This is a genomic window from Paenibacillus lactis (genome assembly GCF_017873605.1).
Taxonomy (GTDB): domain Bacteria; phylum Bacillota; class Bacilli; order Paenibacillales; family Paenibacillaceae; genus Paenibacillus_AQ; species Paenibacillus_AQ lactis.
The window spans coordinates 689292-701520 of sequence record NZ_JAGGKI010000001.1 but is presented as its reverse complement, the minus strand read 5'-3'; the positions used below and the strand labels follow the sequence as shown (position 1 = coordinate 701520).

The 12229-nt window shown below is 49.6% G+C and carries 10 protein-coding genes; 8 read left to right on the top strand and 2 right to left on the bottom strand.

Features of this window, described 5'->3' with window-relative positions; genetic code table 11:
- Window positions 1–53: 53 nt before the first annotated feature.
- Both J2Z18_RS02900 and gnd read right to left on the bottom strand, forming a co-directional pair.
- Complete coding sequence (locus tag J2Z18_RS02900) at window positions 54–731, bottom strand: GntR family transcriptional regulator (protein ID WP_007129233.1); 678 nt, start codon at window positions 729–731, stop codon at window positions 54–56.
- Window positions 732–884: 153 nt separating this feature from the next.
- Window positions 885–1784 (bottom strand): phosphogluconate dehydrogenase (NAD(+)-dependent, decarboxylating), encoded by a 900-nt coding sequence (gnd, locus tag J2Z18_RS02895; protein WP_007129232.1) that lies wholly within the window; start codon window positions 1782–1784, stop codon window positions 885–887.
- A gap of 442 nt (window positions 1785–2226) precedes the next feature.
- Here gnd and rpmH point away from each other — a divergent pair, with 442 nt between their 5' ends.
- The 8 genes from rpmH to noc all read left to right on the top strand — a co-directional run bounded on the left by rpmH (window position 2227) and on the right by noc (window position 11755).
- Window positions 2227–2361, top strand: a complete 135-nt coding sequence (rpmH, locus tag J2Z18_RS02890) for a 50S ribosomal protein L34 (protein ID WP_007129231.1) — start codon at window positions 2227–2229, stop codon at window positions 2359–2361.
- A 230-nt stretch (window positions 2362–2591) separates the two neighbouring features.
- Window positions 2592–2942 (top strand): ribonuclease P protein component, encoded by a 351-nt coding sequence (gene rnpA, locus J2Z18_RS02885; RefSeq protein ID WP_028406528.1) that lies wholly within the window; start codon window positions 2592–2594, stop codon window positions 2940–2942.
- 77 nt (window positions 2943–3019) lie between these two features.
- Window positions 3020–3898: a YidC/Oxa1 family membrane protein insertase gene (locus J2Z18_RS02880; RefSeq protein WP_007129229.1), complete on the top strand. Its 879-nt coding sequence runs from the start codon at window positions 3020–3022 to the stop codon at window positions 3896–3898.
- Window positions 3895–4677 (top strand): RNA-binding cell elongation regulator Jag/EloR, encoded by a 783-nt coding sequence (gene jag / locus J2Z18_RS02875; RefSeq protein ID WP_007129228.1) that lies wholly within the window; start codon window positions 3895–3897, stop codon window positions 4675–4677. Before J2Z18_RS02880 ends, jag begins: the two co-directional genes overlap by 4 nt.
- 236 nt (window positions 4678–4913) lie before the next feature.
- Window positions 4914–6290: a tRNA uridine-5-carboxymethylaminomethyl(34) synthesis GTPase MnmE gene (mnmE, locus tag J2Z18_RS02870; RefSeq protein WP_007129227.1), complete on the top strand. Its 1377-nt coding sequence runs from the start codon at window positions 4914–4916 to the stop codon at window positions 6288–6290.
- 229 nt (window positions 6291–6519) lie between these two features.
- Window positions 6520–8406 carry a tRNA uridine-5-carboxymethylaminomethyl(34) synthesis enzyme MnmG gene (gene mnmG / locus J2Z18_RS02865; protein WP_007129226.1) on the top strand — a complete coding sequence of 629 codons (1887 nt, stop codon included), beginning with the start codon at window positions 6520–6522 and terminating at the stop codon, window positions 8404–8406.
- Window positions 8407–8409: 3 nt separating this feature from the next.
- Window positions 8410–9129, top strand: coding sequence for a 16S rRNA (guanine(527)-N(7))-methyltransferase RsmG (gene rsmG / locus J2Z18_RS02860; protein WP_007129225.1), 720 nt, complete (start codon window positions 8410–8412; stop codon window positions 9127–9129).
- A 1807-nt stretch (window positions 9130–10936) separates the two neighbouring features.
- A complete protein-coding gene (noc, locus tag J2Z18_RS02850) occupies window positions 10937–11755 on the top strand; it encodes a nucleoid occlusion protein (protein WP_007129224.1) in 819 nt (272 codons plus the stop codon).
- The last annotated feature ends 474 nt before the right edge of the window (window positions 11756–12229 follow it).

The following is a 12229-nucleotide window of genomic DNA, read 5'->3' as shown; positions in this document are numbered from 1 at the left end:
TCGACAACTTAGAGCGTGCAATAAGAAACGGAGGAAGGGAGGACTACGATAAGTTAATCCTCCGGGAAACTCAGATGCAGCGTCCGGCGGGAATCATCGAAATATTGCTGAACCGCCGTTTGAATCCGGTCCTGATCCAAGGATTCCATCTCTTGAATAAGCCGGATATGCTTGTCCGTTACATATCGGAGCTTGGAGGCACCTCCGCTGAACACCTGCCGGGTTGTGATCAGCATGACCGTCATCACAATCGGGCGGATGCTCTTCCATAAATGAAGGATCCGCTTATGATTCGCCTCGGTTATGATGCGCTCGTGGAAGCTCAGATCCTGATAGGAATACTCGATCGGATCCACATGCTTGGCGGCAAGCTCCATCCGGTCGACAATTTGCCGAAGCTGGCGGATCAATTCCGGCTGCTGCCGCGCAAAAACCTCTCCTTGCACGAAGCTTTCAATAAGATACCGCACATCGTACAGCTCTTCGACGTCTTTAAGGGAAAGGCCCATGACAACAGCGCCCATGCGCTCCAACTGAATCAAGCCCTCGCTGGACAGCGTTTTCATCGCTTCGCGAACAGGGGATCGGCTGGTGCCGAACTCGCCTGCGATCCGGTTCTCCGAAATGACTTCCCCGCGCTTGATCGTGCCGCTAATGATCTGCAGCCTTAACTCGCTCGCAATGGCCTCGCCAAGCGAAGCTCCCTGCAGCCAGGCCGATGGGTATTTCATAGACTGATTCTCCAATCCGGTTAACTAGTAATCATCCTCTTTCGTGGTAATCATACCACAGGAAAAGTTCCGGATTCCATTCATGATGCCGTTTTTCCCCGGATGTTATCCAGGCTATGAAGACGCTTGCTAAAACGCGGATGGAGAAGCGGATTATTCCGACTTCTCGACCGCATGGCCGCCGAATTCATTGCGAAGCGCTGCCACGACTTTTCCATGAAACGTATCTTGATCCAGCGAGCGATAACGCATAAACAGGGAGAGAGCGATAACCGGTGCACTTGCCTGAACCTCGAGCGCCGTTTCGACGGTCCATTTGCCTTCGCCGGAGGAATGCATGACACCTTTGATGCCTTCCAGCTTCGGATCTTTGGAGAAAGCGTTCTGCGTGAGCTCCATGAGCCAGCTGCGGATGACGGAACCGTTCGACCATACCCGGGCAACATCCTCGTAATTGTAGTCAAAGGCGCTCTTTTCCAACACTTCAAATCCTTCGGCAATGGACTGCATCATCCCGTATTCGATCCCGTTATGGACCATTTTGAGGAAATGTCCGCTGCCGCTTTCGCCGGCGTAAAGATAGCCGTTCTCGACAGCCATGTCCTTGAACAGGGGTTCGATGCGGCTGAATACCTCGCGGTTGCCGCCGATCATAAAGCAGCCTCCGTTATGGGCACCTTCCATGCCGCCGGACGTGCCGGCATCGAAATAATAAATTCCTTGCTCCGACAAACGGGTTGCCCGGGCAATGGAATCCTTATAATGAGAGTTGCCGCCGTCAATCAGAATATCGCCCTGGGCAAGAAGAGGGGATAGCGAATCAATGACCGAATCCACAATCTTACCGGCAGGAACCATCATCCATATGATACGGGGCGAATCCAGCTTCGCCACCAGTTCTTCAGTCGAAGCGGTGCCTTCGGCCCCATAACCGGCAGCCTTGCTCACCAGATCGGCATTCAAATCGTACGCGACAACCTCATGCTGATGATGAATCAGGTTCTGGACCAGATTGAGACCCATTTTCCCAAGGCCGATCATGCCTATTTTCATAATATGATGCAGCTCCTTCTTAGATGTATACTTGTATACAACTTAAATTCAATTATTTATACTACTCCTTTATGGCGCCGGTGTAAACCGGCGAGGCGTCGCCCGATCAAGGTCCGAAAAACGCCAATAGTTCTATTCACAGACGGTTTCAATAGGTTATCCCCATGTGGATAAATCAAAACTAGCAATAAACGCTACATGTGGAAAACTTAAGCTTCCTAAAAAGGCAAAGTTTGATTTGACTTTTAGGCCTGATCGTGATTAAATGTAAAAAGGCATTTTCTGTGAAGATAAAGGACATCATCCGCAATCACTGCGGTCTGTTATCAAGAGATGCGTCGATGGACGACGACTTGGCGGTCTGTCTTCCGTGAAAGTGCGTCGGTAGACGTTTAATCTTAAAATACGTATGAGAGATTCCTGTAAGGGGGTGCATTAGATCATGAGACCAACATTCAAACCGAATGTGAGCAAGCGCAAGAAGGTGCACGGCTTCCGCAAAAGAATGAGCACGAAGAACGGACGCAAAGTATTGGCTAGCCGCCGTCAAAAAGGAAGAAAAGTACTTAGCGCTTAATACTGTGCCGAAGACCACCGAGGTGGTCTTTTTTTCGTAATATCTCCTGTTTGATGAAGGGTGGGGTAAATGCCGACCTGTATTAGATCACTTAGGAGGCCCTTCGTGTATGTGATGTTGTTTGCGTTTACCGTCGTACCGGCATGACTATACTATATATAGGAAGCGATGCCCGGAGGCGGAGAATGTCGTTTAATGAATTTGATTATCGGTCAGGCAGGGAGAGACTTGTGCATAGAAAACTTCGTTTACGGAACCGCGCGGACTTCAGCCGGGTATATCGGCACGGAAAGTCCTTTGCCAATCATCAGTTTGTCTTGTATTGGTCGCGTAAAAAAGAGGTAGAGCAGTTTCGCGTCGGCGTATCGTGCAGCAAGAAGATCGGAAATGCCGTCGTACGCAACCGGATGAGACGTGTGGTGAAGGAGATTGTCCGGCACCATCAGCATGAGATCGTGGAGCATATCGACTTGATCTTCATTGTCCGAAAGGGAGCGCTGGGCAAGTCGTATCAGGAGCTTGAAAAAAGCGTGCTGCATGTTCTGCGGAAATCCTCGCTTTTGAAACCGAAAAAGGGCTGAACGCTTGTGTTTATTTGTCCATATAAATATGTTATGATTTACCGTGGAATGGCAATGGCGAAGAGAGGGGTTTTGAAGTGTCGTTCATGAAGACAAGACGAGGAAAATGGTTCCTCCTCGCCGCTGTAATACTCGCAGTGGCGGTTATATCAGGTTGTGCGCCTGGAGCTGACCAAACGCGTTCCATCGAAGACTTGAAAAATGGCGGCTTTTGGCAGAGCAACGTTGTTTACTACTTTACCTTGGCACTTGATACGTTTGCTACATGGTTTAACGGTGAATACGGATTATCTGTCCTTGTAATGGTGCTTATCGTCCGTACATTGATCCTGCCGCTGACCTTGAAGCAGGTCAGAAGCTCTAAGGCCATGCAGGCGATCCAGCCTGAGGTTCAGAAGATCCGTGAGAAATATAAAGACAATCCTGAGAAAATGCAGATGGAAACGATGAAGCTTTTCCAGGAGAACAAGGTCAATCCGATGGCGGGCTGCTTGCCGCTGCTCGTTCAAATGCCGATTTTTATCGCACTCTATCATTCGATCTACTATAATGGACTTCTTCGTGAGCACGAGTTCTTGTGGATGCAGCTCGGTGAGCCGGACAAGCTGTTCATCCTGCCGGTATTGGCAGCAGCCACGACGTATTTGCAAACGAAGATGATGATGAAGATGAACCCGTCTCCACAGATGGGGATGATGCAGTTTATGCTGTTCGTGTATCCGATTTTGATCTTTGTCATGTCCTTTCAGTTTCCTGCTGCGCTTCCGCTGTACTGGTTCTACAGTAACCTGTACACGATCGTGCAGAACTACTTCTTGTACCGCAACAATGACAAGGCAGCTGTAACGGCAAGCGTTGCCAGCGCGACCCAAGGTCAAAAGAGCAATAAATCCGGGAACAAGAGCGGTCATAAAGGCGGGAAAAAGGGTTCGAAAGGAGCCAAAAAGTCGAGATGAGTAAAATCGTCGCAACAGGAAAAACCATTGAAGAAGCTGTCGCACAAGGGCTGGCCCGCTTGGGTGTAAGTCAGGATCGTGTATCGGTTCAAATATTGAGTCAGCCATCAAGAGGATTCCTGGGCCTGTTCGGGGTCAAGGAAGCGAAAGTTGAACTAACGCTCCTGCCTGAACGCGCCGGCGGCGAATCACACCATCCGATGACTCCTTCGTCCCATCAGTCGGCACCTGCCGCAGAGGTGAAGGTATCACATGCCTCGAGCGCGCCGGCACCATCCGCCGTGGCAACGATGGAAGAGAGCCGCACGGAAGCCGCTGAGGCGAAGAAGGACCCTTATGAGGAAGCCATCAGCTTCCTTCGCGAGACGGGACAGGCCATGGGGCTGGATATCTCGGTCGAGCAGGAAAAGGGGAAAGATTTCACGACGCTTCATATTTCCGGCGCGGGTCTCGGGCTGATGATCGGCCGCAGAGGCCAGACGCTGGACGCCCTTCAGTATCTGGCGAACATCGTGGCGAATCGTTATTCGGACAGTTACCTTCGCATCGTTCTGGATGCGGAGAACTTCAGGGAACGCCGCAAGAAGACGCTGGAGGATCTGGCCGACCGGCTTGCCGGACGGGTCCTGAAGAGCCGCAAGGAGATTGTGTTGGAGCCGATGCCGGCCGCAGAGCGGAAGGTCATCCATGCCAGACTGCAATCCCACGGCGGCGTGAAGACGTACAGCAAAGGCGAAGAGCCGAATCGCAGAGTGGTCATCACTCCGAAATCGTCGTAAGCCTTAATCAGAAGAGTATATGTTGATCAATGACTCCTTAAGCTTGTTAAAGGGAGTCATTGTTTTTTACCAAGATACAGTTTTGGGGCGCATCAGTCGGGCGATTGTTCGAGCTACAGCTTGGTGCAGCCGTTATACGCCCGAGGAGGGCGTTATCGAAGAGGAGATACAGCGAGTTGCAGAATGCATAGGGTATGAATCTGCACCCGTTCTAAATAGAAAGAGGTGAATACAGCATGTATAGCGATACAATTGCAGCCATTTCTACGGCCGTCGGTGAAGGCGGGATCGCGATTATTCGCGTCAGCGGACCGGACGCCGTGACGGAAGTGGAGCGTATATTTAAGAGTAAGCGTAAGCTGAGCCAGGTGGAATCCCATACGGTCCACTACGGCCATATTGTAGATCCGCAGACCAGGGAGAATCTTGAAGAGGTGCTTGTTACGGTCATGCGGGCGCCCCGGTCGTTCACGACCGAGGATGTGGTTGAGATCAGCGCCCACGGCGGGGTCATCTCGGTAAAAAGGGTAATGGATCTGCTGCTGCAGCTGAACATCCGTCTTGCCGAGCCGGGGGAGTTTACGAAGCGGGCCTTCCTGAATGGCCGTATCGATTTGTCCCAGGCTGAGGCAGTCATTGACCTGATCCGTTCGAAATCGGATCGTGCTTTCTCGGTGGCGTTGAAGCAGGTGGAGGGGACCTTGTCCCGGAAAATCAAGGAGCTTCGTCATACGCTGGTGGAAACCTTGGCCCACATCGAGGTGAACATCGATTATCCCGAGCATGACGTGGAATCTTTGACGGCAGACTTCATTAAAGAGAAGAGCAGTCAAGTGATGGGCGAGATCGACAAGCTGCTGAAGACGGCCCAGGAAGGGAAAATTTTGCGGGAAGGCATCACGACAGCGATTGTCGGGCGTCCGAACGTAGGGAAATCCTCGCTGCTCAATACGCTGGCGCAAGACAATAAGGCGATCGTAACGGATATTCCGGGCACGACGCGCGACGTGATCGAGGAATATGTGACGATCAACAATATTCCGCTGAAGCTGCTGGATACGGCCGGAATCCGCGAAACGATGGACGTGGTCGAGCAGATCGGCGTCGAGCGTTCCCGGCATGCGGTGAACGAGGCCGATTTGATTTTGCTCGTCCTGAATGCCAGCGAGCCGCTGCATCAGGATGAACTGGAATTGATGGAACAAATACGCGGTAGACAATGTATCGTCATTATGAATAAAATGGACTTACCGTCTCAGCTCGATAAGGATGTGCTGAACCGGTATGTTCCGGATGAATTGATCGTTCCGATGTCCGTGAAGGCACAGGAGGGCATTGATCGGCTGGAGGAGGCCATCTCGAATTTGTTCTTCAGCGGCCGAATCGAAGGCGGGGATCTGACGTATGTCAGCAATGTGCGGCATATTGCCCTGTTGAAAAAAGCGAAGCAGTCGCTTCAGGATGCTTATGAAGCGGCCGATCAGCTCATCCCGATCGATATGATCCAGATCGATGTGCGGCTCGCTTGGGAGCAGCTTGGCGAAATCCTGGGCGAAGCCGTTGGCGATTCACTGATTGACCAGATTTTCTCGCAGTTCTGTCTGGGCAAGTAATCGCTGGAGGATAATTTGTTGAAATGGAAGGAAAATGCGGAGCCGGAGGTTGTGGGTGATTGGGGTGACCGGATATTCTTCCGCAATTCTTGGTCTCCATTACCATCGTTTTTCTTCTATAATAAGCGATAAGCTGCAGGTTGTAGTTTTTTTAGAAGTTCTAAGCTGATCCACAGACATGGTGGAGGCTTTAATATATGAAAACAATATTCGAATAGGAGGGTTAGCCATGAGTTTTATGGGAGGCACGTATGACGTTATTGTCGTCGGTGCAGGACACGCCGGCTGTGAAGCGGCGCTTGCGTCTGCCCGAATGGGTGTCGAAACGTTGATGATCACTATCAACCTGGATATGGTTGCTTTTATGCCCTGCAACCCGTCGATTGGCGGTCCGGCCAAAGGACATGTCGTTCGCGAGATTGACGCGCTTGGCGGGGAAATGGGACGCAATATTGACAAAACCTTTATTCAAATGCGGATGCTGAATACAGGAAAAGGACCGGCGGTGCATGCATTGCGTGCGCAAGCCGATAAATTCTCCTATCAGCACACGATGAAAGAAACGCTCGAGAAGGAAGAGAAGCTCACGCTTCGTCAAGGCATGGTTGACCGCCTCATCGTCGAAGACGGCGTCTGCGTAGGCGTTGTGACACAGACCGGTACGGAATACCGCGCCAAAGCTGTCGTCGTGACGACAGGCACGTACCTGCGCGGCAAAGTTATTATGGGCGAGCTGACGTACGAGAGCGGACCGAATAATCAACAGCCATCGGTGAAGCTGGCGGAGAACCTTCGCGAGCTCGGCTTTGACCTCGTCCGCTTTAAAACAGGAACTCCTCCGCGGGTTCATAAGGATACGATTGATTTTTCCAAAACGGAAATTCAACCGGGTGATGAAAATCCTAAGTTTTTCTCGTACGAAACGAAATCGTCGGATAACGAACAACTTCCATGCTGGCTGACGTACACGTCGGTGGATACGCACCAAATTATTAATGATAATCTGCACCGTGCGCCGATGTATTCGGGTCTTATCGAAGGCACCGGACCACGCTACTGTCCTTCGATTGAGGATAAAGTTGTTCGGTTTGCCGACAAATCGAAGCATCAGATTTTCCTGGAGCCGGAAGGCAAAAATACGAAGGAATATTATGTGCAAGGGCTATCCACCAGCATGCCGGAAGATGTACAGCTGGCCATGCTCCGTTCCATTCCAGGGATGGAGAAAGTGGAATTGATGCGCAATGGTTATGCTATTGAGTATGACGCGATCGTTCCGACGCAGCTGTGGCCAACGCTGGAGACGAAGAAGCTTCCGGGGCTGTTTACGGCAGGTCAGATTAACGGAACATCCGGCTACGAAGAGGCGGCAGGGCAAGGGATTATGGCCGGCATCAATGCCGCCCGCAAAGTGCAAGGGAAAGAACCGGTCATTCTGGACCGTTCGCAAGGCTACATCGGCGTAATGATCGATGATTTGGTGACGAAGGGAACCAATGAGCCTTATCGCTTGCTGACTTCCCGTGCCGAATACCGTTTGCTGCTCCGCCATGACAATGCGGATCTGCGCTTGACCGAAATCGGTCATGACATCGGCCTGATCTCGGAAGAGCGGTATGCAAATTTCCTGCGCAAAAAAGAACTGGTCGAGCAGGAAATTGAGCGGCTCCGTCAAGCAAAGGTGAAGCCGGTTGAGGTAAATCCGATGCTGGAAGCAGCCGGTTCGGCTTCTATCCAGGACGGAAGCAATCTGCTCACCATCCTTCGCCGTCCGGAAGTGACGTTTGCGATGATCGAGTCGATTTCACCGTCTCCTTATGAATTGGATGAGGAAATGAAGGAGCAGGTTGAAATTCAAGTCAAATATGCCGGTTATATCGAGAAGCAGCTGGGTCATGTGGAGCGCCTGCAGAAGATGGAGAAGAAACGGATTCCGGAAGACATCGTCTACGATGATATTCACGGTTTGGCCATCGAAGCTCGTCAGAAGCTGAACAAAATCCGCCCGATCTCCATTGGGCAAGCATCCCGGATCAGTGGCGTCACACCGGCGGATATTTCGATACTGCTTGTGTATCTTGAGCACTATAACCGGGTAACCGCAGCGAAAGGATAAGGTATGGACGATATCCAGAAGTCATTTGTTGAACGGCTGCAGCAGCAAGGCATCGCGATAGATGATCGGCAGCTTCATCAGTTTGAGCAATATTATGAGCTGCTAGTGGAATGGAACGAGAAGATGAACCTGACCGGGATCACTGAGCGGGATCAAGTATATACCAAGCATTTTTACGACTCGCTTACGCTTGCGTTCTACGTAAAGATGCCCGACATCGGAAATATGGCCGACATCGGGTCCGGTGCAGGCTTCCCGGGGATTCCGCTCAAAATCGCGTTCCCCCATTTGAATCTGACTATTGTAGATTCACTTAATAAGCGCATCACCTTTTTGAAGCATGTGGTGGAGACGTTGGGCTTGGAGCAGGTTGAACTGATCCACGGCCGGGCGGAAGAGGTAGCCCGCAAGCAGGGATACCGGGACGGATTCGACCTGGTTACTGCCCGAGCGGTAGCCCGAATGGCGGTACTAAATGAATTCTGTCTACCGTTTACGAAGGTGGGAGGGAGGTTCGCGGCAATGAAAGGCAGCGACCCCTCGGAGGAAATCCAGGAAGCCGCTCGCAGCCTGAAAGAGCTAAGAGGCTCCCTGAACCAAGTTTACTCATTCTCGCTTCCGATTGAGGAATCGGACCGCCACATCGTCATTATCGACAAGAAGGGCGCTACCCCGGCCAAATACCCGCGCAAAGCGGGGACAGCGGCCAAATCTCCGCTCTAAGAGGTCTTGTGGCATGCTGGGGATGCGCAAAGCGATGATCAGAGATGTTTGCTTATTGGATTGGATGGTTGGTCAAGTTGCAGGGGCATAGTCACATTATTGATGGCGTGAAATTTGCAGCATCGTTCAGACGGCATCCGTGAAGGTAAATGTAAAGAAGGACCCAAGGCGGGTCCTTCTTTTTTGTGCTATGGTATGATTTAGAACAAATCAAGGATTTAAGGATCCAAGGATGTATTTTTTGGCGTTTTATAATCTGGTGTGCCGCCACATACCAAGAGTCATTATTTTATATATACCGATTTCACACAGCATATTTTCACACCCCGTATCCTCAATTGTAAGAACAGCTAGTGCAAAATCAGTTGCTAGCTTAGCTGCAAGATCAATTATAAGACCAGCTATAAATCATCATTAAAGTAGTCAGTTACAGATCAGTTCGTTAGAGATCCATAATCCATGAAACAACGAGTTATTCTAACGTGCCTGAGACGTTCCGACTAACGGCCCAAGACAATCGCCGGTTGAACGGCCGGAACCAACGCATTCAATGAGAAGCGGCCATGCTGGGCCATCAGCTCGAGAATCTGTTCAAGTTAAACCCTATACATTAATTGCTTTCATGGAATTTGCGGTTATAAAAGGCCATGGGCAGACTCTGTTTTTAAATTCTAGACTTTGTTGGTTTGCATGCACTAGCGTGCTCTCCAAGAGCTTATAAAAGTGACTACGATCCGCTAGTTGGTAGAAATTATGCAAATGTTTCACGTGAAACATTTGATAGGGGGGGAGTGGAGTTGATCATAGGCAAAAATAAGGTGACTAACATGGTGCAGGAAGTATGAAGAATGAAGTATGAAGAATGAAGTATGAAGAATGAAGTATGAAGGATAGGAGTATAAAGCATAAAATTTGAAGCCTGATAGCATATTGCTTTACCAAAGCAAAACCTATTTGCATGCGTGATGGTTGACGCCCATTTCCAGCCTTAAATGGCATGGCGGGCATTACGCAGTCGGCATGGAACATTTTTGGGAAAACCCATTGTAGAGGAACGAAACTTCTACTTATGAAGGAATTCACAAAAACTATGAATCTACCTTACCAATCACTTAGGATAAAAACCGACTATGCCTTTATTCAAATAGGAAGGTATGAGTGTTATTGTTTTGTGAGATTTCACATAAATGAGTGCTAATCAAAACGAGAAATGCAGGAAAAAAGGTGATTTTGGAGAATAGAGTTATAGAACAAAAAGTGGTAGAATAGAATCGTAGCATTATACAAGCAGGCGGGCTGACTTAGCCCGTTCTTTGATGGGCACCGAAAGGTTCGATCAAGGTGATTCGCCCATCCTTGCTTCGTGCAGACGAACGGCTACCACACAGCGACGGAGAATAGCTGTTGAGACAGCGATGTCCATTTGTTGAAGGCGGTCCTATTCACGATGGTTTGCTGCACGAGTAGAGGTATAGATCTATTCTTGTTAGATATTCAATGTAATGACATCATGATATTACCTCCTGTTGTATCTTTCAAGAATTAGTCGTGTTGAATGCGGCTTTTCAGAGAAGTGCGCCCAGCGAAGATGATGATGGCGTTGGTTCTCAATTTGCATGAAGTATGTTTTTGCAGGGAAATGCCTGGCTCTATTACTACATAAGCGGCTTCCACATATAGGGGATATGGGGTGCCGAGGCTAGCAGTGTAAACTGCAGGGCGGTAGTTTGCCTGCCGGTATTTGCCGGCTCTGATGATTGTCGGGGGCTCATCCATGCTATCATGAAATTAGGTGGTAATATACGGAATGAAAGAACAATTTTCGAAGTTGTTTGGCTTGGCGGCAGAGCGTAACCAAGGGGATGAAGTGAAACAAATCCCGGTCAACGAGGTTGTCAGCAGCCCATACCAGCCGCGGACGATATTTGATGATGAGAAAATTGATGAGTTGCTCCAGACGATTAGAACCCATGGAGTGATTCAACCGATCGTTGTCCGGGTCCGTAACGGCGTGTATGAAATCATTGCCGGGGAACGCCGCTGGCGTGCGGTTAAGAAGCTGGGTCTGGATACGATTCCGGCTATTGTTCGGGAGTTCAACGATTCTCAGGCAGCATCGATTGCCCTGATCGAGAATTTGCAGCGCGAAGGGCTTACTTCAATTGAAGAGGCCGTTGCTTATCAGAAGCTGATCGACCTTCATCAATTAACACAGGAAAGCTTGGCGCAGAGACTTGGCAAGAGCCAGTCGACGATTGCTAACAAAATCCGTCTGCTGCAGCTGCCGGAACCGGTCAAAGCAGCATTAATGGAACGTAAAGTCACGGAACGCCATGCGCGTGCACTGCTTTCTTTGGACAATGAGGAGACCCAACTGAAGGTGTTGGATGAGATCATCACCAAGGAACTGAATGTGAAACAGACGGAGGCGCGCATTGCCTTCTATAAAGAGGTAACAACGATGAAGAAGGCCAAACGGATCTCCTATAGCAAGGACGTTCGTCTAGCACTGAATACGATCCGTCAATCGATTGATATGGTTTCAGGCTCAGGCATGGCCATCAAGACAACAGAGAACGATCATGAAGATCATTATGAAATCGTGATCAAAATACCTAAACGTTAATCGGGTGTAAAGGCGGTATGCATCGTGCCGCTTTTTCTATTGAGCATAAACGAGGTGTTTGAATCCGAGGCTTGTTGCTCCCTGTTTCATTGACTTAAGCGTTAATGGAATTGGGGCATTCCGGGATGATTTCGCTTCAAGTTCGAAAGTAAGCCCTTTACGTTTCGCTGGCACCCTCATATTGGTCGTTTATGAATTCTCGAAATTATCAGCGTTATATCCAATATAAAAAAATGATGCCGGCAATATTCAACCTTCCGATTCAGGAGGGCTGAATCTTGTCGTTATTGACCGGTATCATCCACAGCCAGAAATACAGCTTTCGTTTAAAGATGAAAAGCTTGTATAACTGTATTGCTTTTTTTTCATCGATGAATGACCCGGATCTGCTTATTGATTTGGGGGTGTTCATATGATCTATATCCGGCTCTCGGGCTGTGTATCATCTATTGCGACTACTTAGAAGAGTCTTCC

What these genes read in the sequence shown, in the direction of transcription:
- J2Z18_RS02900 (WP_007129233.1), bottom strand. Translation starts at nt 731, where the DNA reads ATGAAATACCCATCGGCCTGGCTGCAGGGAGCTTCGCTTGGCGAGGCC.
- gnd (WP_007129232.1), bottom strand. Translation starts at nt 1,784, where the DNA reads ATGAAAATAGGCATGATCGGCCTTGGGAAAATGGGTCTCAATCTGGTC.
- rpmH (WP_007129231.1), top strand. Translation starts at nt 2,227, where the DNA reads ATGAGACCAACATTCAAACCGAATGTGAGCAAGCGCAAGAAGGTGCAC.
- jag (WP_007129228.1), top strand. Translation starts at nt 3,895, where the DNA reads ATGAGTAAAATCGTCGCAACAGGAAAAACCATTGAAGAAGCTGTCGCA.
- mnmE (WP_007129227.1), top strand. Translation starts at nt 4,914, where the DNA reads ATGTATAGCGATACAATTGCAGCCATTTCTACGGCCGTCGGTGAAGGC.
- mnmG (WP_007129226.1), top strand. Translation starts at nt 6,520, where the DNA reads ATGAGTTTTATGGGAGGCACGTATGACGTTATTGTCGTCGGTGCAGGA.
- rsmG (WP_007129225.1), top strand. Translation starts at nt 8,410, where the DNA reads ATGGACGATATCCAGAAGTCATTTGTTGAACGGCTGCAGCAGCAAGGC.
- noc (WP_007129224.1), top strand. Translation starts at nt 10,937, where the DNA reads ATGAAAGAACAATTTTCGAAGTTGTTTGGCTTGGCGGCAGAGCGTAAC.